Source organism: Psychromarinibacter halotolerans, from assembly GCF_029168315.1.
Taxonomy (GTDB): domain Bacteria; phylum Pseudomonadota; class Alphaproteobacteria; order Rhodobacterales; family Rhodobacteraceae; genus Psychromarinibacter; species Psychromarinibacter halotolerans.
In genome coordinates this window covers 809,376-826,604 of sequence record NZ_JARGYD010000001.1, presented here as the reverse complement: position 1 = coordinate 826,604, position 17,229 = coordinate 809,376, and the positions used below count along the sequence as shown (strand labels likewise).

The following is a 17,229-nucleotide window of genomic DNA, read 5'->3' as shown; positions in this document are numbered from 1 at the left end:
ATCCTTCTCAGAAGGTGTTAAGCGCGAAGCCGATGAAGGCTTCCTGCGCCACGAACTTGTAGCCGCCGCGCAGATAGACCGGGCCGTCCCCGATCCGCTTGCTGACGGCCAGCGTCGTGGCGTCGTATTTCTCGCTGCCGCCCACGCTGAATTCAGCCGAGAAGCCCGATGTGCCAAAGCCGGTCTGCACCAGACCGAAGTAGTTGTTGTCGATGGTGCTGTACTCGGCCAGCACGAACAGCGACCCGAAGCTGGTCGGCATCCACCGCTCGAACACGACCCGCGCGCCCAACTCGCTAGAGGTGCCGTCGTCGTCGTCGACGCTGCGCGACACGCTGGGGCCGACGCGGAAGGTGCCGATGCCGTCGATCGGGAAGGCATAGGACACGCTGAAGGTCGTTGCGCTGCCGCTTTCGTATTCCGAGTAGTTGCCGTTGAAGCTGAACCGGTCGCGGGACACGGCGAACACGGCATCGGATGCTGTTTCCGACAGGTCGAACTGCAAGAACTCGCCATCGGCCCGCGCCGCGTCGGGCACGGACAGGACAAGTCCTATTGCCAGCGCGAAGCCGGACAGGGCGCGCCGGAAAGGGTTGACGAAAGCACTCATGACTCACCTCGGGGGGCCGCGTGTCGCGGCTTTGCAATCGCGGCAATTGTTAACGGCAGGCGCAGTTTTTTCAAGAAAGCGGTCAACCTTACGTGGCGATTGGCGGACGGTTGCAGCTTTCCGGCGACCCAACTTCGACCGGACCGTTCCGATAGGGGCAATCGCGGATCGACAGGCCAAGGCCGTGCGAAATTCCGACGCGACAGGGCCGGGGACGCGAGTATTCCGTCGCGACAGCTTGCGCCGCCGCGATGCGGATGTCCGCTGACTGTTACAAATCCGAAGCGAAGCTGTCACATCGCGCCGCTAGCCGTGCCGCCACGCTACAACTCTTTGCGAGGCACACATGTACAAATTTGCGACGGCGTCGGCGATGATCGCCCTGACCGCCACCTCCGCTCTGGCTCAGTCCGCCACCGAAATCTCTTGGTGGCACGGCATGGGCGGCCGCAACGGCGAGGTCATCAACGAGATCTCGCAGATGTTCAACGACCAGTCCGAGACCTGCAACCTGACGCCGGTTTCGCGCGGCACCTACGAAGAGGCGCTGTCGTCGGCCATCGCCGCCTTCCGGTCGGGCGAGCATCCGAACATCCTTCAGGTCTTCGACGCGGGCGCCGCGACCATCATCGCCGCCGAAGGTGCGACGATCCCGGCCGAGGAACTGATCCTTGCCGCCGGTGAAGAGTTCGACCGCGAAGCCTTCATTCCCGGCGTGCGCGGCTTCTACGCCGACAGCGACGGCAAGTTCATCGGCATGCCGTTCAACTCGTCGGCGCCGATCATGTACTACAACACCGAGGCTTTCGAAGCCGCCGGTGTCGAGCCGCCGAAGACCTGGGAAGAGTTCGAACAGATCGCGCCCGTGATCGTCGAAGCCGGTTACCTGCCGCTGACCGCGTCGCAGCTGACGTGGATGATGGTCGAGAACTTCAAGTCGCGGAACAACCAGGAATTCGCGACCAACAACAACGGCTATGACGGCGTCGACGGGACCGAGATAATCGTCAACGATGAAAACACCGTCATGATGTTCGAGAAGCTGAAAGAGTGGGCCGACGATGGCTACTTCGGCTTCTACGGCGCTGGCTGGGCCGACAACCTGAAGCCCTTCGAAGAAGGCGAATCCGCCATGTGGATCGGCTCGTCGGGTTCGTTCGGTGGCCTGCAGCAGTCCGCGTCCGCGCCGTTCTCGGCTGACTTCATGCCCTACTGGGATGCGATCGAAGGGGCTGGCACCCAGTCCTTCATCGGTGGCGCCGCGCTGTTCGCGATGGCTGGCAAATCGCCGGAAGAGAACGAATGCTCGGCCCAGTTCTTCACCTTCCTGACCTCGCCCGAGGTGCAGGTCTATTGGCACAAGAACACCGGCTACGTTCCGATCACCGAAGCCGCCTATGAGATGGCCAAGTCGGAAGGCTACTACGAAGAGCAGCCCGTTGCCGAAGTCGGCATCAAGCAGCTGCAACTGCCGTCGGGCGAGTGGACCGCCGGGTACCGCTTGGGCTTCTACCCGCAGATCCGCACCGTGATGGAACGCGAGTTCAACCGCATCTTCTCGGACGAGGTCGGCGTGCAGGACGCGTTCGACATCATCCAGGACGAGGCGAACGGCCTGCTTCAGCGGTTCGCCCGCACCAACGGCTGACGCCCGCATCACACGACACAGGCAAGCCCGGATCGCGGTCCGGGCTTGCCGCTTACCATCTGACCCGCTGGACCCACCGTGACCGACACCCCGATTGCCGACATGCCCGCCGCCGCCCGCCGCAGCCTTAGGGCGCGGCTGGCCGACTGGTACTTCGCCGAGACGCCGAACCCCGCCAAGCGGGTGCAGTTCTCGCGCCCGCTGACGCCTTGGCTGTTCCTTCTGCCGCAGCTCGCCATCGTGGCGATCTTCTTCTACTGGCCGTCGGTGCAGGCGGTGACGTCGTCGTTCTACATCGAGGATCCGTTCGGCTTTGGGTCCACCTTCGTGGGGTTCGAGAACTACACCGACGCCGTGTCGAACAGCCAGTACGCCAGCACCGCATGGTTCACGGCGCTGTTCTGCGTCGTGGTGACCGCGCTGTCGCTTGGGCTGGGGCTGCTGCTGGCGGTGAAGGCAGACAAGGTGATCCGGGGCGCCGAAAGCTACAAGACGCTTCTGATCTCGGTCTACGCCATCGCACCGCCGGTCGCGGGGCTGATCGGCATGATGTTCTTCGACATGCACATGGGGCCGTTCACCAAGCTGTTCGCCGCCTTCGGCCACGATCTGCGGGTCGGCATCGACTATTGGGACACCGCCTTCGCGCTGACGGTCATCGCCGTGTGGAAGCAGATCCCCTACAACTTCATCTTCTTCCTGTCCGGGCTGCAGTCTGTCCCGGTTTCCGTCCGCGAGGCGGCGCTGATCGACGCGCGCTCTGGCTGGCGCCGGTTCCGCGACATCATCCTGCCGCTGCTGGCGCCGACCGCGTTCTTTCTTCTGGTGATCAACATCACCTATACGATGTTCGATACCTTCTCGATCATCGATGTGATCGTGAAGGACAAGCCGGCGAACAACCCGATGACGCTGGTCTACAAGGTCTATCTGGACGGCTTCAAAGGCAACGACATCGGCGGATCGTCCGCCCAGTCGGTGATCCTGATGATCGTGGTGGCCGCGCTGACCGTCGTGCAGTTCCGCTTTCTCGAACGCCGCGTGCACTACGGGTGATCCGATGCAGAAAATCAAACTCTTCGACCACCTGATCCTGATCCTCGGCACGCTGTTCCTGTGTCTGCCGGTGTTCATGGCGCTGATGTCCTCGTCCCATACGGCGATCGACATTCATTCTAACGGCTTGTTCCTGACCCCCGGCAGCAATGCTGGCCCGACCTACACCAAGGTGCTGACCGCGCGTGGCGGCTTCACCGGAGACGTGACCGGCCTGCGGATGCTGATGAACTCGATGATCATGGGCATCGGCTTTGCGGTGGGCAAGATCGTGCTGTCGATGATGGCGGCCTATGCGCTGGTGTACTTCCGGTTCCGCTTCGCCACCGCGATCTTCTGGGCGATCTTCACCACGCTGCTGCTGCCGCTGGAAGTGCGGATCATGCCGTCCTATCAGGTGATGTCGACGCTGGGACTGCTGAACAGCTACACCGGCCTGATCGTGCCGCTGCTGGCCTCGGCCACCGGGACGTTCTTCTTCCGCCAGTTCTTCAAGTCGGTGCCGGACGAGCTGCTGGAAGCGGCGCGGATCGACGGCGCGGGCCCGGTGAAGTTCTTCATCGACATCCTTGTGCCGCTGTCGCGCACGATGATGGCGGCGATCTTCATCATCATGTTCATCTACGGCTGGAACCAGTACCTGTGGCCGCTACTGATGACCACGGACGAGACGTTCTACACGCTCATGCGTGGCATCAAGTCGATCCTGCAGGTGTGGGTCGGCAGCCAGATCCCCGATTACAACGAAGCCTTCGCCCTTGCGGTGCTTGCGATGATCCCGCCGGTGGCGGTGGTGGTCATCTTCCAGCGCATGTTCATCAAGGGCCTGACGGAAAGCGACAAGTGATGGCACATCTTTCTCTCACCAACGTGGGCAAGACTTATGCCGGCGGCGTCGACGCGGTGCGCGACGTGAATATCGAGATCGCGGATGGCGAGTTCATCGTGCTGGTCGGTCCTTCGGGCTGCGGCAAGTCCACGCTGCTGCGCATGGTGGCCGGTCTGGAAAGCGTGACGCATGGCGACGTGCGGATCGGCGAGCGCGTCGTCAACCGGCTGGACCCGGCCGACCGCGACATCGCGATGGTGTTCCAGAACTACGCCCTGTACCCGCACATGACGGTGCGGGACAACATGGCCTACGGGCTGAAGAACCGGGGAGAGTCCAAGGCCGCGATCGCCGAGCGCGTGGCCGAGGCGTCGCGGATGCTGGAACTGGACCCGTACCTTGACCGCAAGCCGCGTGCCTTGTCGGGTGGCCAGCGCCAGCGGGTCGCGATGGGCCGGGCCATCGTGCGCCAGCCCGCCGCGTTCCTGTTCGACGAACCGCTGTCGAACCTCGACGCCAAGCTGCGCGTGTCGATGCGGGGCGAGATCCGGCGGCTGCAGCGTCGGCTGGGCACGACGTCCTTGTATGTGACGCACGATCAGCTGGAAGCGATGACGCTGGCCGACCGGCTGGTGGTGCTGAACGGTGGCCGCGTGGAACAGATCGGCGCCCCGCTCGAGGTGTATCACTCCCCCGCGTCGGTTTTCGTGGCGTCCTTCATCGGCTCTCCGGCGATGAACCTGCTGGACGCGGTGGCAGACGGTGGCCGCGTGCTGGTCGACGGCCACGACATCGGTGCCGCCGCGACAGCCGCCGGTCCGATCACGCTTGGCCTGCGGCCCGAGGACCTGACGCTGTCCGCGACGGGTCTGCCGGTGGTGGTCGAGCATGTCGAGGAACTGGGCGCGCAGCGGATCATCCACGGCGCGGTCGCGGGGCAGTCCGTCGCCATCGCCGACAGCAGCACCGCCGAACTGGGCGAGACGGTGCATGTCGCCGTGGCGCCGGGCAAACTGCACCTGTTTTCCAAGGACACCGGTCGGCGCATCGACATGGCCCCGGCGCAGCACCAGAAGCTGGCCCAAGCAGTCTGAAACGGGGCGCGGGTGCGCCGCGCCCGCCGACCTGTCAGGCGTCGGCCAGAACGGCGGGGCGGCTGATCCGGGTAAAGCTGTCGCCACGGCTGTTGAACAGGTGCAGCGACGGCCCGTCGAACGCGATGCGATACAGGTCGCCCGCGCGCCAGAAGCGGTTCGCGCTGGCCTGTGCCATCATCACCAGCCCCTCGCTGGTGTTCAGCCGCAGCATCGCGTGGTCGCCGATGTTCTCGGCCACCTCGACGGTGCAAGGGATGCCGGGCCGGCTTGTGTCCGCGTCATCCGCGCGCAGCACATGCTCGGGCCGCACGCCGAAGGTGACGGCGTCGCCGATGGCGCTGTCCGCGTCCGGGCGCACCGGCACGTCCACGGTGCCCAGTCCGGCGACGTCGACCGTGATCGCGGCATCCGACAGCGCGGTGATCCGACCCTCCAGCAGGTTCATCTTGGGCGACCCGATGAACCCCGCGACGAAGACGTTTTGCGGCGTGTGGTACAGTTCCAGCGGGGTGCCGATCTGGCGGGCGACGCCAGAGTCCAGCACGACGATCCGGTCCGCCAGCGTCATCGCCTCGATCTGGTCATGGGTGACATAGGCCATCGTGGTGCCAAGGTCGGCGTGCAGCTTGGCCAGTTCCATCCGCATGTGGACCCGAAGAGCCGCGTCGAGGTTGGACAGCGGTTCGTCGAACAGGAACACCTCGGGGTCGCGCACGATGGCGCGACCGATGGCGACGCGCTGGCGCTGGCCGCCCGACAGCTGCGCGGGGCGGCGGTCCAGCAGGTGCTCGATGTGCAGGATGCCTGCGGCGTCCTCGACCTTGGCGGCGATCTCGGCCTTGGGACGGCGCGCGATCTTCAGACCGAAGCTCATGTTCTCGCGCACCGTCTTGTGCGGGTACAGCGCGTAGGACTGGAACACCATCGCGATGCCCCGTGCCTTGGCGGGGATGTCGTTGCACAGCCGGTCGCCGATCAGAAGCTCGCCGCCCGAGATTTCTTCCAGCCCGGCGATCATGCGCAGCAGGGTAGACTTGCCGCAGCCAGAGGGGCCGACGAACACGATGAACTCTCCGTCACGGACGTCTAGGTCGATGCCCTTGATCACCTCGACCGCGCCGTAGTTCTTGCGCACGTCCTTCAGCGTCAGCCCCGCCATGTGTCTTTCTCCTTCTGCGTCCGGGGCGGCCTAGGGCCGCGCGTCGAACACCCTGCCGTCTCCGGTCAGGTACTGATTTGAATAGGGATAGAAGTGTTTTTCATGCGGCATCCGGGGCGTCGCGTCATAGCGTGCGCGGAAGCTGTCCGGTTGCCAGAAGTCCCGCACGGTCTGCCGCAGCTCGTCGCGCAGCGCCGACGTCGCCGGGTCGCCGGACAGATCGGTCCATTCGTCCGGGTCGGCCGACAGGTCGTACAGCTCTTCGCTGCCGTCGAGGTACAGCGCGTATTTCCAGCGGTCGCGGCGCATCATGCAGCCCGCGTGATCGGGCTGTTTCAGAACGACGCTTTCGCAGAACAGATCGCGCTTTGGCAGGTCCTGTCCCGACAGCGCGGGCGACAGGTCGATGCCTTCGATGTCGTCGGGCGGCGTGACACCTGCGGCGGCGCACAGCGTCGGGAACAGGTCGATCAACCCGGCGGGCTGGTCAGACCGCAAGCCCGCCTGCGCCTGTCCGGGCCAACGGATGATCAGCGGCACGCGCGCGCTGTCCTCATAAAACAGCGTCTTTTGCCAAAGCCCGCGTTGCGCGGCCATCTCGCCGTGGTCCGAGCAATAGACCACCAGCGTGTCGCGCGACAGGTCGAGGTAATCCAGCACCTGCAGCAGCCGCCCCACGGCGTCGTCGATCCATTCGACACAGCCGTAATAGGCCGCCAGCGCCCGCAGGTTCACCTCGGCGTCGCCCCGGTGACCGGCGGTGCCGCTGGCGTTCGCGGCGGTTTGCACGAATGCAGGCGCGCGGTCCAGCCAGTCGGGATCGTGGTCGGGCAGGGCGATCTGCCCCGCGAAGCGGTCGTACAGCGCTGGGGGCGGGTTGATGGGGAAGTGCGGCTTGTCGAAATGCACCGCAAGGAAGAACGGCGCGTCGGGGCGTGCCACGTAGCCCTGCAGCCACTTGGTCGCCTCGGCCACGCAGATCTCGGTCTGGGTCATCGGCAGCGGGATGCCCGAAGGCCCCGCGTCCGCAAGGATGTCGCCTAACCCGCTTTCGTTGGCGTGCCGCCGTGGATCGGGCTGGTGCGCCTGGCCGTAGAGGTCGCCGTAGGGGCGTTGTTGAAAGCCCTGAAACTGCTCGCCGTTGAAGTGCGACTTGCCGATCAGGGCGGTGCGATAGCCGCCGTCCGACAGGCTGCGCGCAAGGGTCGGGCCGTTGGCGGGCAGGATGTGCTGGTTGTCGTAAATGCCGGTGGTCCGACCGTACTTGCCCGTGTGCAGGATGGACCGGCTGGGGACACACAGCGGGTTCTGGCAATAGGCCGCGTCGAACCGCACGCCTTCGGCCGCCAGCTGCATCAGGTGGGGCGTCTCGACCGGGGTGTCGGGATGATCGCCCATCGACCGCACCGAATGCTGGTCGGCCATCAGGAACAGGATGTTGGGACGTGTGCTCATCGCGGACCTCATGCCTTGACCGCGCCGCCAAGGCGCAGGCCGCCCCGTTGCAGCGGTTTCTGGACAAGGAAGTACACCAGCAGCGACGGCGCGGTGTAGATCAGCGCGAAGGCCGCAAGCTGGCCATAGACCGCTTCGCCGTACTCGCCGAAGAAGCTGAACAGCGACACCGCCATCGGGTAGTTGTCCCGCGATTGCAGCAGGATGAACGGCACGAAGAAGTTGCCCCAGTTCTCGATGAAGCTGAGGATGAAGATCGTCGCCAGCCCGGGCGCCAGAAGCGGCAGCATGATCGCCGTCACCCCGCGCAGGCGCGACGCGCCCTCGACCCAGGCGGCCTCTTCCAGATCGGTCGGGATCGCGTCCATGAAGCCCTTCATCAGCCAGATGGCAAAGGGCAGTTCCGACGCGGCGCGGAACACGATCACGCCCCACAGCGTGTCGACCATGCCGATGTGCACGAACATCACGTAGATCGGTACCATGATCGCGGTGACGGGCAGGGCGCTCGCGAAGACGATGACGTAGATATACTGCGTGCCGTACCGCAGCTTGTAGCGCGACAGCGGGTAGCCCGCGAACAGCGCCAGCACGACTACCACCGCCGACGTCCCGGCCGAGATGATCAGGCTGTTGATGAACGGCCGGATCGTCGTGTTCTCGGTCATGATCGAGCCGAAGTTTCCAAGGCTCCACTGCGCCGGCATCTTGATGGAAAGCGATGCGACAGGGTCGAAAGCGGCCAGCACGACCCAAACCATCGGGGCCAGAAAGGCAAGCGCCACGAAGCTGAGCGACACGTTGGCGGCGGCGCGGCTGCGCCCCTTGGCGGTGGACAGGTCAATCATGACGGGCGTTTCCCACGCGGAAGAGATAGACGTAGAACAGCGAGGCGACGACGCCGAAGGCCAGCAGCAGCACCGCGATGGCAGAGCCGTAGCCGATCAGACCGAAGTCATAGGCTTGGTTGTACATCAAGAGCGGCAGCGTCTCGGACGAGGTGCCGGGACCGCCGGCGGTGGTGATCCAGATCAGCCCGAACACGCCCAGCGTGCCCAGCGTGGTCAGCACCACGTTGATCGCGATGACGGGGCGGATGATCGGAAGGATCACGCCGAAAATCTTGTGGAACCGTCCCGCGCCGTCGATTTCGGCGGCTTCCAGAACCTCGTTCGGGACGTCCTGCAGGGCGGCGTTGTAGACCAGCATCGAGAAGGCACAGCCGCGCCAGATGTTGATCACGATGACGGCGGCCATCGGGTTGGTCAGCAGCCATGCCTGACTGCCCAGCCCCAGAAGGCCAAGGATCTGGTTCATCCCCGCGTCGTCGCCGCGCAGGAAGGTGTACCACAGGAACCCCGCGACCACCTCGGGCACGACCCAGGCCGTGATGACGATTGTGGACACGACATTCTGCACCAGCGTGGACGCCGCCTGACGGCCATAGGCGATCAGGAAGCCCACGACGTTCTGGCCGAACACCGACATTGCGACGAACACCGCCGTGCGGCCCAACGCCTCCCATGTGCGGGTGTCGGTGAACAGGTAGTAATAGTTCTCAAGCCCGATGAACTGCGGGTTGCGGGCGTTGGCGCCCGACAGCCCTTGGTTCGTAAGCGAGGCATAGACGGCCCACAGGATCGGGACGAGGAAGAACCCGAGGATCATCAGCGTGGCCGGAACCATCGGCAGGACACGAATCAACATGTTCAGAACAGGCGATCGGCGCCTTGCAGTAACGGTTCCGGCCATCTGGGTTTACTCGGCAGCCTTGACGTTGGACCGGCCCGCAAGGCGGGTCAGCTGGCTGTCGTACCGCTCCATCGCGTCCTGGACGCTGGCGCCGCCGACGGTGACCGCTTCCATCGTTTCCTGGATCAGCGACGACACCTGCGGGTAGATTTCCAGCGCCGGGCGGAAGTTGGTGACTTCGACCAGCGACGAGAAGAAGCCCGCCGTCGGGTTGGCATCAAGGAACGCGGGATCGGTGTTCACGTCTTCCCGCACGCCGACCGCGCCCGACAGGACGGAATACTGAAGGCTGCGGGTGTGATCCGCCACGGTGGTCAGGAAGTCGAAGGCGGCGTCCTTGTCATCGGCGTAGGTGGTCATCGCGATGGTCCAGCCGCCCGACATCGAGGTGAAGCCGTTGCCGCCGCCATCCTGCGTCGGGATCTTCGCCATGCCGATCACGTCGGTCCAGTCTTCCCACGGGGCAGAGCCCGTCTCGGCCCAGCGCGACCAGATCCAACTGCCGTCGATGAACATGCCGACCTCGTCGGACGGGGCGCGCTGTTCGACAAGGACGTGCTGGAAATTGCCGTCCTGCAGTTCGTTGTCCGAGGCAAGGTAGCCCGCCTCGTAGACGGTCTTCAGGAACGACAGCGTGTCGGCCATGCCCTTGGAGCCGGTGACCCACTTGCCGTCGGCGGGATCGTACAGGGTGGCGGGCAGGGCGCCCGGCGTTCCCGATAGCAGGTTCATCAGACCGCGCATGGTCGACGCCTCGCCACCGGCCTTGGTGACGTACAGGTTCAGCGGGATGGCGTCGGGGACGTTTTCTTTGATCTGGGCGGCGGCGTCGAGAATGTCCTGCCACGATTCCGGCTGCCAGTCGGCGGGAAGCCCGGCCTCGGTCAGCACGTTCTTGTTGTACCAGATCGCCTGCGTGTCGGTGCCCAGCGGGATCGCGTACAGCTTGCCGTCAACGAAGGACGTGCCGTTCTGCTTGGCGATGTCGACGAACTTGCTCCAGTCGTCCCATTCCGCCAGCCGGTCGTCCAGCGGTTCCAGATAGCCCGCCGCGGCGTCTGCCGTAACATAGAAGCCGTCTTCGTAGATCACGTCCGGCGCGGTCGAGTCCGACTGATTCATCAGCGAGACCTTGGTGTAGTAGTCGCGGGACGACGCGCTGATGGATTCGAGCACGACGTCGATGCCGGGGTGCGCGCTTTCGAACGCTTCCTCCGCCGATTCCATGACGGCGGTGACGAAGGACGAATCCCTGTAGACGACCCGCAATTCTCCGTCGGCGGCGTGCGCGACGCTGCCCAGTCCTGTGGCCAGCGCAAGTATGGCCGTGCCCGTGGTAAAGCCGATTTTCATTGCATCCTCCCTTGATGTACCTGCAATCGTTACCACAAGAAAGAGACCTGTCAATACTCCGCTTTGCGACCATATATCATTCTGCACCTGCACAATAATCGGGATCATTGGGGTGATTGTGCATTTGCCTTGACCAGATATGGGGCGCGTGTAACAACGATTGTGAAAACGTTGTCACAAGGTGGTCACCCCGTGAGAGATGATCTGATGGATGCTCCAGCCGCGCTTGCGGTCGACATTGGCGCGACGAAGCTTGCGGTCGGGCTTGTCGGTTCGGATGGGCGCGTTCAGCACCAAGAACGGGCGGCCTCGCCGCGGCGTGTGTCCGAAAGCCTTGCGCTGCTGGACACGCTGGCCAAACGCGCGCTGGACGTGGCCGAGGCACAGGGGCGCCCGGTGTCTGGGGTCGGAATCGCCTGTGGCGGGCCGCTTGATCTGGCGCGGGGGCTGGTACTTGCGCCGCCGAACCTGCCGGACTGGACCTGCGTGCCGATCCGCGACCGCATGGCCGACCTGTCGGGGGCTCCGGCCTACCTTCAGAACGACGCGGGCGCGGGCGCGATCGCCAGCTATCTTTGGGACAATCCCGACCACGCCGCGGACGTCACCTATGTCACGGTCTCGTCCGGCGTCGGGTGCGGTGTCATCCTCGACCGGGCGCTGATGACCGGCCATTCCGGCAACGGAAGCGAGCTGGGGCACATCCCGCTGATCTATGGCGGACGCCCCTGCAAATGCGGGCAGGCGGGCTGTGTCGAGGCCTATGTCTCGGGCACCTCTATCGGCGAACGGTACGCCGAGGCGCATGGCGGCCCGGCGGTGACGGCCCACGATATCGCTGATCGGGCGGCGCAGGGCGACAACAGCGCCCGCGCGCACTGGATCGAGTCGATGCAGATGCTCAACCGGGTGATCCGCGCGGCGGTCGACCTGTTCGATCCGGCGCTGGTCTGCCTTGGCGGCGGGGTCACGGATGCGGATGCCGCCCTGCTGGCCCCGGCGCTGGATTTCGGCGGAACCGGCGGCATGTCCGACGCGGTCGGGCGCGGCCTGTCGGTCCGGCGCACCGGCTTCGGCCGGGATTCTGGCGTCGTCTCGGCCGCTGCGGTGGCGTGGAACGAGATCGGCGCGGCGGACGGTCGGCGCGTCGCGCTGCGGCAGGAGGTCTGAACCATGGGCGATACCCTGATGCGGGACGAGATCGAGGCGCATTTCCACATGGCCGACGCCATGCGCGCCGAGGTGGCGGGGATAGAAAAGATCGCCGCCGCGATCTGGGACAGCCTGTCGGGCGACGGGCGGCTATACGCCTTCGGCAACGGCGGCAGCGCGTCCGAGGCGTTGCATTTCACCGGCGAACTCGTGGGCCGCTACAAGGCGGAACGCGCGCCGCTGGCGGCGCTGGCGCTGCCGGCGGACGTGGCGGCGCTGACCTGCATCGGCAACGACTATGCCTTCGACGAGGTGTTCGCCCGGCAGCTTCGGGCCCACGCGCGCCCCGGTGACATCGCGGTGGGCTTCACCACCAGCGGCCGCTCGGCCAACGTGGTCAAGGGGCTCGACGCGGCGCGCGCCGCGGGCGCGGCCACCGTCCTGTTCACCGGCGAAGCCGGGCGCGACGCTGCGCAGCGGGCGGACCACGCCTTCATCTCGCCCAGCACCACCACCGCGCGGATTCAAGAGATGCACCAGCTTGCGATGCATCTGATCTGCGCGCGCATCGACCAATTCGCCACACAACTCTCTACGGAGGCCTGACGACATGTCCGCTGACGATCCCCGATTCGACCGTATCTACATGGTCGGTCACGCGCATCTTGACCCCGTCTGGCTGTGGCGCTGGACCGAAGGGTATCAGGAAGCCCGCGCGACCCTGCACGCGGCGGTCAAGCTGCTGGCCGAGAACCCGGACTATGTCTTCACCTTCGAACAGATGGCCGTGGTGGACTGGATCCGCGAATCCGACCCCGCGCTGTTCGCACAGCTTCAGGATCTGGTCGCCGCCGGTCGCATCGCGATGGTGGGCGGCTGGTGGGTCGAGCCCGACTGCAACCTGCCGTCGCTAGAGGCTTTCGTGCGGCACGGTCTGCTGGGGCAGCGATACCTGCTGGAGCATTTCGGCGGCATCGCGGGCGTCGGGCTGAACGCCGATCCGTTCGGCCATTCCGTGGTGCTGCCGCAGATCCTGCAGGGGCACCGCATCGACGGCTACTGCTTCCTGCGGCCCGGCCCGGAAGAGACCGAGATGCCGCACACGGTCTTCGAGTGGGAAGGCTTCGGCGATGCGCGCGTGCTGGCCTACCGCATCCCGCACCAGTATTGCTCGACCGCCGAGGCGGTGGACGAACACCTGAACGCGGCGGTGGACGGCATCGCGCCCAGCGTGACGGGCGAGGCGATGGTGTTCTACGGCGTGGGCAACCACGGCGGCGGCCCGACCCGGCGCAATCTTGAAAGCATCGCGCGGATCGACGCCTCGGGCGCGCAGGGGCAACTGACCATGTCCGGCCCCGACCGCTATCTTAAATCGGTCCGCGATGGCGGCGTCGAGGTGCCCGGCTGGACCGGCGAACTGCAACGCCACGCCGCCGGGTGCTACGCCGCGCATTCCGGGATCAAGGCGATGAACGTCCGCGCCGAAGCGGCGCTGGTCGAGGCGGAACGCTACGCCACGCTGGCCGCGCGACGCGGGGCGATGACCTATCCGGGTTCCGCGCTGACCGACGCTTGGAAAACGCTGCTGTTCAACCAGTTCCACGACATCCTGCCGGGAAGCTCGCTGCGCGTTTGCTACGAGGACGCCGCGCAACAAATCGGCGGCGCGATGGACGTGGCCGACCGGGTCGTGAACCTTGCGATGCAGACCACGGCTCGCGATATCTCGATCCCCGAGGACGAGACGACGCAGCCCGTGCTGGTGTTCAACCCGCATCCGCACCCGGTCGAGGTGACGGCAGAGGTCGAAGTGTCCTTCCTGCCCGGCGAATGGGCCCTGACGGATGAAGAAGGCAACCCCGTCGAATGGCAGCGCATCCGCGCCGATGCCACGCTGCGCGAGGCGGACATTTTCCGTGATCGCCTGCGCGGCCGCATCGCCTTCCGCGCCGCGCTTCCGGCGCTGGGGCACAAGCTGTACCGGCTGCGGCAGGTTCCGGCGCGTCCCGAGGTGGCGCCCGATGGCGTGCGGGCACAGGGCCTGACGCTTGAGAACGCGCATTTGCGGGTGACGATCGACCCGGACACCGGCTGGTTGTCGGAACTGGTGACGCTGGCCGACGGTCAGAACTTTGCCCCGCCCGCCGGTGCGCGGCACACAGTGGTGTCAGAGGACACGTCCGACACTTGGGGCCACAGGGTCGAAACCTACGTCGGCCCGGGCCAAGCGTTCGAGGTCGAAGAGGTGGTGCTGGTCGACAAGGGCCCGGTGCGCGCCACGGTCAAGGTCATCTCGCGCCTTGGCGCGTCGACGCTGACCGAGTTCTTCGTGCTGGACGCAGGGGCGACGTCGCTGGAAATCCGCTGCGAGCTTGACTGGCACGAGAAGATGTCGGTGCTGAAGCTGCGCTATCCGTCTGCCATCCAATCGGAGTCTGCGCTGTACCAGATGCAGCACGGCGCGTTGGAACGGCCCGCCGATGCCAAAGAGTATCCGGGCCAGCGGTGGGTCAGCGTCGCGGACGGCGACCGCCGCCTGACGGTGCTGAACGATGCGAAATACGCCTATGATTGCGCCGGCGGCGATATCGGCATCACCGCCGCGCGCAGCCCGGTTTACGCATGGCACGACCCGCGCGAACTGCGCGAGGGAGAGCATTACCACTATCAGGATCAGGGCCGTCAGCATTTCACCGTGCGGCTTCTGCCGCAGTCGGGGGGCGACATGGCCGGGGCGCACAGGCTGGCCGACCTGATGACCGCGCCCCCCCGGGTGATGATGGAAAGCTTCCACGATGGACCCTTGGCGGCGGAAGGCAGCGGGATCTCTGGCCTTGATGACGCGCCCGCGATCCGGCTGACGGCGATCAAGGCGTGGGAAGACGACACCGAGGCCACCGTCCTGCGCTTTGCCAACGACACGGACGCGCCGGCCTCGGCGGATCTGACCCTGCATTTCCTTGGCGGGCAGACGCTGGCCGTCGCGCTGAACCCGCTGGAGATCGGAACGTGGGTCGTGCCGGCCTCTGGCGCGCCGTTCCGGGTGGACCTGCTGGAATTTCCGCCGGATCACCCGCTGCCGCGCCTGTCGGACGGGGTGTGACCATGACCCGTACCCCCGAAATCTGGCCGCCGCTTGTGACGCCGTTCGATGCGCGCGGACAGGTCGATCACGACGCGCTTGCCGATCTTGTCGCCTTCAACATCCGCGCCGGTGTCACGGGCCTTTTGGTCACCGGACTGTCAGCGGAACCCTTCGTCCTGTCCGAAGCCGAGAGGCTGGCCATCCTGCGCACCTGCGTCACGGCGGCTGCGGGACAGATCCGGCTGGCGGCGGCGGTCTATCCCGAAGGCCCCGACGACTGGGCGCGGGTGATCGACATCGCGCATGGGGCAGGGGCGGACACCGCCGTTCTGCTGACCGCGCATCTTGCGCCGCAAGACGCGGATGACGCCGCCGTGTGTGCCGCGCTGGACCGGATCGTTGTCGACACCACCGGCGATCTCGGCCTGTACGAAGCGCCGCGCCCGTTCAAGCGGCTGCTCTCGGACGACGTCTTCGCCCATGCCGCGCAGTCCGGTCGGTTCGTGTTCCATAAAGACACCTGCCTTGACCTGGACCGGATCGGGCGCCGCGTCGCGCTGGCCGCCGGAACGCCGCTGACGCTGCTGAACGCCGAAATGGCGTCGTTTCGGGCATCGTTCGCGCTGGGGGCGGGCGGGTTCTGCGGGCTGATGGCCAACATCCACCCTCGCGCGCTGCCTCTGGCCGCGACCGAGGCGGACGACACCCTGTCGTTGCTGCTGGCGGCGACCGACGCGGCGCTGGAAAAGAACTATCCCGCGTCGGCCAAGCTGCTGCTGGCCGAACGCGAGGGGCTGGGGCTGAACAGCCACGCCCGCACGCTGGAACGCGGCACGACGTCGGGCGATTGCACCAGCCTGTTTGCCGCAGACACGTTGATCCGGCGGCATCTGGCCGCTATCGAGGCCGGAACAACGCGGAGTACGGGTCAGCTTGTCGGATAAACGGGTACGGATCGGGGATATCTCGAAGGAGCTTGGGTTATCGAGTTCCACCGTCTCTCGCGCCCTGTCGGGCAAGGGATACGTCGCGGCAGAGGTGAAGGCGCGGGTCGTCGAGGCCGCGCGCCGCATGGGATACGTTCCAGACCTGACCGCCCGCAACCTGCGCCGCCGGTCCAGCACGCAGGTGGGGCTGGTCGTGTCCAGCCTGCTTGACCCGTTCTATGCCCAGCTTGCCACCGGCTTCCAAAGCGTCGCCCGCCGTCGCGGCTATGAGGTCGTGCTGATCATCGACGGTGCCGATCCGGGCGAGGAGAAAGCCGCCGTCGAGTCGCTTCTGGCGATGGGCGTTGGCGGGATCGCGATGACGCCCGTGTCGGACGAGGCGCTGGCGCGGGTCGAAGACTATGGCATCTGCACTCTGCAACTCGACCGTTCGGTCAGCAGCCGCTACTCGCTGATCGGCGGCGACAACCGGGCGGGCGGGGTGATCGCGACAGAGCATCTGCTGTCCAACGGCCACCGCGACATCGCGGTGTTGGTCGATCACGACCGCTGGACCACAGGCTTCGAGCGGATCGCGGGCTGGCGCGACGCCTTCACCCGCGCGGGGCTGACCCCGCCCGAGGACCTGTGCGTCAAGCTCGGCGACACCCGCGAGGATATCGAGACCGCCCTGCGGACCGTGGTGCCCCGGCTGGTCAAGCAGGGTGTCACCGCCATCTTCGCCGCGAACAGCCAAGTCGCGCAGCTTTTGTACACCGCGCTTCAGGATCAGGGGCTGTCGGTGCCCGACGATGTCTCGCTTGTCGCCTATGACGACGCGAACTGGACCGAGATGGTGCGCCCCGCGATCTCGGTCATCACGCAGCATGTCGACATGCTGGGCCAGACAGCGGCGGACCAACTGATCGGCATGATCGAGGCACCGAAGGCAGAGGCCCCCTCCGTGGGCGCCCCGGTGTCGCGCTTTCTTGTGCAGCCGACACTGGTCGAACGCGACAGCGTCCGCACGCTGACGCCCGACGGGTCCGCCTGACCTCGGATCGCGGGCGTCTTTACCCTTTGCCCCGGGCTGGGTATGGGCTG

At 65.9% G+C, this 17,229-nt stretch carries 15 protein-coding genes; 9 read left to right on the top strand and 6 right to left on the bottom strand.

The window, feature by feature from the left end:
- Positions 1-7 precede the first annotated feature (7 nt).
- Positions 8-610 carry a hypothetical protein gene (locus tag P1K30_RS03930; protein WP_275631357.1) on the bottom strand — a complete coding sequence of 201 codons (603 nt, stop codon included), beginning with the start codon at positions 608-610 and terminating at the stop codon, positions 8-10.
- A gap of 346 nt (positions 611-956) precedes the next feature.
- On the opposite strand from P1K30_RS03930, the gene P1K30_RS03925 reads away from it, so the two are divergent.
- The 4 genes from P1K30_RS03925 to P1K30_RS03910 all read left to right on the top strand — a co-directional run bounded on the left by P1K30_RS03925 (position 957) and on the right by P1K30_RS03910 (position 5,237).
- Positions 957-2,258 (top strand): extracellular solute-binding protein, encoded by a 1,302-nt coding sequence (locus tag P1K30_RS03925; protein ID WP_275631356.1) that lies wholly within the window; start codon positions 957-959, stop codon positions 2,256-2,258.
- 102 nt (positions 2,259-2,360) lie between these two features.
- Positions 2,361-3,314, top strand: coding sequence for an ABC transporter permease subunit (locus P1K30_RS03920; RefSeq protein WP_379562033.1), 954 nt, complete (start codon positions 2,361-2,363; stop codon positions 3,312-3,314).
- Positions 3,315-3,318: 4 nt separating this feature from the next.
- Positions 3,319-4,161: a sn-glycerol-3-phosphate ABC transporter permease UgpE gene (gene ugpE, locus P1K30_RS03915; RefSeq protein WP_275631354.1), complete on the top strand. Its 843-nt coding sequence runs from the start codon at positions 3,319-3,321 to the stop codon at positions 4,159-4,161.
- On the top strand, positions 4,161-5,237 hold the full coding sequence (locus P1K30_RS03910; RefSeq protein WP_275631353.1) for a sn-glycerol-3-phosphate import ATP-binding protein UgpC: 1,077 nt from the start codon (positions 4,161-4,163) through the stop codon (positions 5,235-5,237). Before ugpE ends, P1K30_RS03910 begins: the two co-directional genes overlap by 1 nt.
- 34 nt (positions 5,238-5,271) lie before the next feature.
- Here the strand turns inward: P1K30_RS03910 and P1K30_RS03905 are convergent, their stop codons facing one another.
- The 5 genes from P1K30_RS03905 to P1K30_RS03885 are packed head-to-tail and all read right to left on the bottom strand — an operon-like array spanning position 5,272 to position 10,959.
- On the bottom strand, positions 5,272-6,399 hold the full coding sequence (locus P1K30_RS03905) for an ABC transporter ATP-binding protein (RefSeq protein WP_275631352.1): 1,128 nt from the start codon (positions 6,397-6,399) through the stop codon (positions 5,272-5,274).
- Positions 6,400-6,429: 30 nt separating this feature from the next.
- Positions 6,430-7,854, bottom strand: a complete 1,425-nt coding sequence (locus P1K30_RS03900) for a sulfatase-like hydrolase/transferase (protein WP_275631351.1) — start codon at positions 7,852-7,854, stop codon at positions 6,430-6,432.
- Positions 7,855-7,862: 8 nt separating this feature from the next.
- Positions 7,863-8,702, bottom strand: a complete 840-nt coding sequence (locus tag P1K30_RS03895; protein WP_275631350.1) for a carbohydrate ABC transporter permease — start codon at positions 8,700-8,702, stop codon at positions 7,863-7,865.
- Entirely contained in the window at positions 8,695-9,561 is an 867-nt protein-coding gene (locus P1K30_RS03890) for a carbohydrate ABC transporter permease (RefSeq protein ID WP_275631349.1), read from the bottom strand. Before P1K30_RS03890 ends, P1K30_RS03895 begins: the two co-directional genes overlap by 8 nt.
- 51 nt (positions 9,562-9,612) lie before the next feature.
- A complete protein-coding gene (locus tag P1K30_RS03885; protein ID WP_275631348.1) occupies positions 9,613-10,959 on the bottom strand; it encodes an extracellular solute-binding protein in 1,347 nt (448 codons plus the stop codon).
- Between the two features lie 207 nt (positions 10,960-11,166).
- Between P1K30_RS03885 and P1K30_RS03880 the strand changes: the two genes are divergently transcribed.
- Genes P1K30_RS03880 through P1K30_RS03860 form a run of 5 tightly spaced genes read left to right on the top strand, consistent with a single transcriptional unit; the run spans position 11,167 to position 17,179 of the window.
- Positions 11,167-12,129, top strand: coding sequence for an ROK family protein (locus tag P1K30_RS03880; RefSeq protein ID WP_275631347.1), 963 nt, complete (start codon positions 11,167-11,169; stop codon positions 12,127-12,129).
- Between the two features lie 3 nt (positions 12,130-12,132).
- Positions 12,133-12,717: a D-sedoheptulose-7-phosphate isomerase gene (locus P1K30_RS03875; RefSeq protein ID WP_275631346.1), complete on the top strand. Its 585-nt coding sequence runs from the start codon at positions 12,133-12,135 to the stop codon at positions 12,715-12,717.
- Between the two features lie 4 nt (positions 12,718-12,721).
- A complete protein-coding gene (locus P1K30_RS03870; RefSeq protein WP_275631345.1) occupies positions 12,722-15,217 on the top strand; it encodes an alpha-mannosidase in 2,496 nt (831 codons plus the stop codon).
- A gap of 2 nt (positions 15,218-15,219) precedes the next feature.
- On the top strand, positions 15,220-16,143 hold the full coding sequence (locus P1K30_RS03865) for a dihydrodipicolinate synthase family protein (protein WP_275631344.1): 924 nt from the start codon (positions 15,220-15,222) through the stop codon (positions 16,141-16,143).
- The gene (locus P1K30_RS03860) at positions 16,133-17,179 is read left to right on the top strand and encodes a LacI family DNA-binding transcriptional regulator (protein ID WP_275631343.1); all 1,047 of its coding nucleotides are present in this window, start codon (positions 16,133-16,135) and stop codon (positions 17,177-17,179) included. The genes P1K30_RS03865 and P1K30_RS03860 overlap by 11 nt, the downstream gene beginning before the upstream one ends.
- Positions 17,180-17,229: the final 50 nt, after the last annotated feature.

What these genes read in the sequence shown, in the direction of transcription:
- P1K30_RS03930 (WP_275631357.1), bottom strand. Translation starts at nt 610, where the DNA reads ATGAGTGCTTTCGTCAACCCTTTCCGGCGCGCCCTGTCCGGCTTCGCG.
- P1K30_RS03925 (WP_275631356.1), top strand. Translation starts at nt 957, where the DNA reads ATGTACAAATTTGCGACGGCGTCGGCGATGATCGCCCTGACCGCCACC.
- P1K30_RS03920 (WP_379562033.1), top strand. Translation starts at nt 2,361, where the DNA reads ATGCCCGCCGCCGCCCGCCGCAGCCTTAGGGCGCGGCTGGCCGACTGG.
- ugpE (WP_275631354.1), top strand. Translation starts at nt 3,319, where the DNA reads ATGCAGAAAATCAAACTCTTCGACCACCTGATCCTGATCCTCGGCACG.
- P1K30_RS03910 (WP_275631353.1), top strand. Translation starts at nt 4,161, where the DNA reads ATGGCACATCTTTCTCTCACCAACGTGGGCAAGACTTATGCCGGCGGC.
- P1K30_RS03905 (WP_275631352.1), bottom strand. Translation starts at nt 6,399, where the DNA reads ATGGCGGGGCTGACGCTGAAGGACGTGCGCAAGAACTACGGCGCGGTC.
- P1K30_RS03900 (WP_275631351.1), bottom strand. Translation starts at nt 7,854, where the DNA reads ATGAGCACACGTCCCAACATCCTGTTCCTGATGGCCGACCAGCATTCG.
- P1K30_RS03895 (WP_275631350.1), bottom strand. Translation starts at nt 8,702, where the DNA reads ATGATTGACCTGTCCACCGCCAAGGGGCGCAGCCGCGCCGCCGCCAAC.
- P1K30_RS03890 (WP_275631349.1), bottom strand. Translation starts at nt 9,561, where the DNA reads ATGTTGATTCGTGTCCTGCCGATGGTTCCGGCCACGCTGATGATCCTC.
- P1K30_RS03885 (WP_275631348.1), bottom strand. Translation starts at nt 10,959, where the DNA reads ATGAAAATCGGCTTTACCACGGGCACGGCCATACTTGCGCTGGCCACA.
- P1K30_RS03880 (WP_275631347.1), top strand. Translation starts at nt 11,167, where the DNA reads ATGGATGCTCCAGCCGCGCTTGCGGTCGACATTGGCGCGACGAAGCTT.
- P1K30_RS03875 (WP_275631346.1), top strand. Translation starts at nt 12,133, where the DNA reads ATGGGCGATACCCTGATGCGGGACGAGATCGAGGCGCATTTCCACATG.
- P1K30_RS03870 (WP_275631345.1), top strand. Translation starts at nt 12,722, where the DNA reads ATGTCCGCTGACGATCCCCGATTCGACCGTATCTACATGGTCGGTCAC.
- P1K30_RS03865 (WP_275631344.1), top strand. Translation starts at nt 15,220, where the DNA reads ATGACCCGTACCCCCGAAATCTGGCCGCCGCTTGTGACGCCGTTCGAT.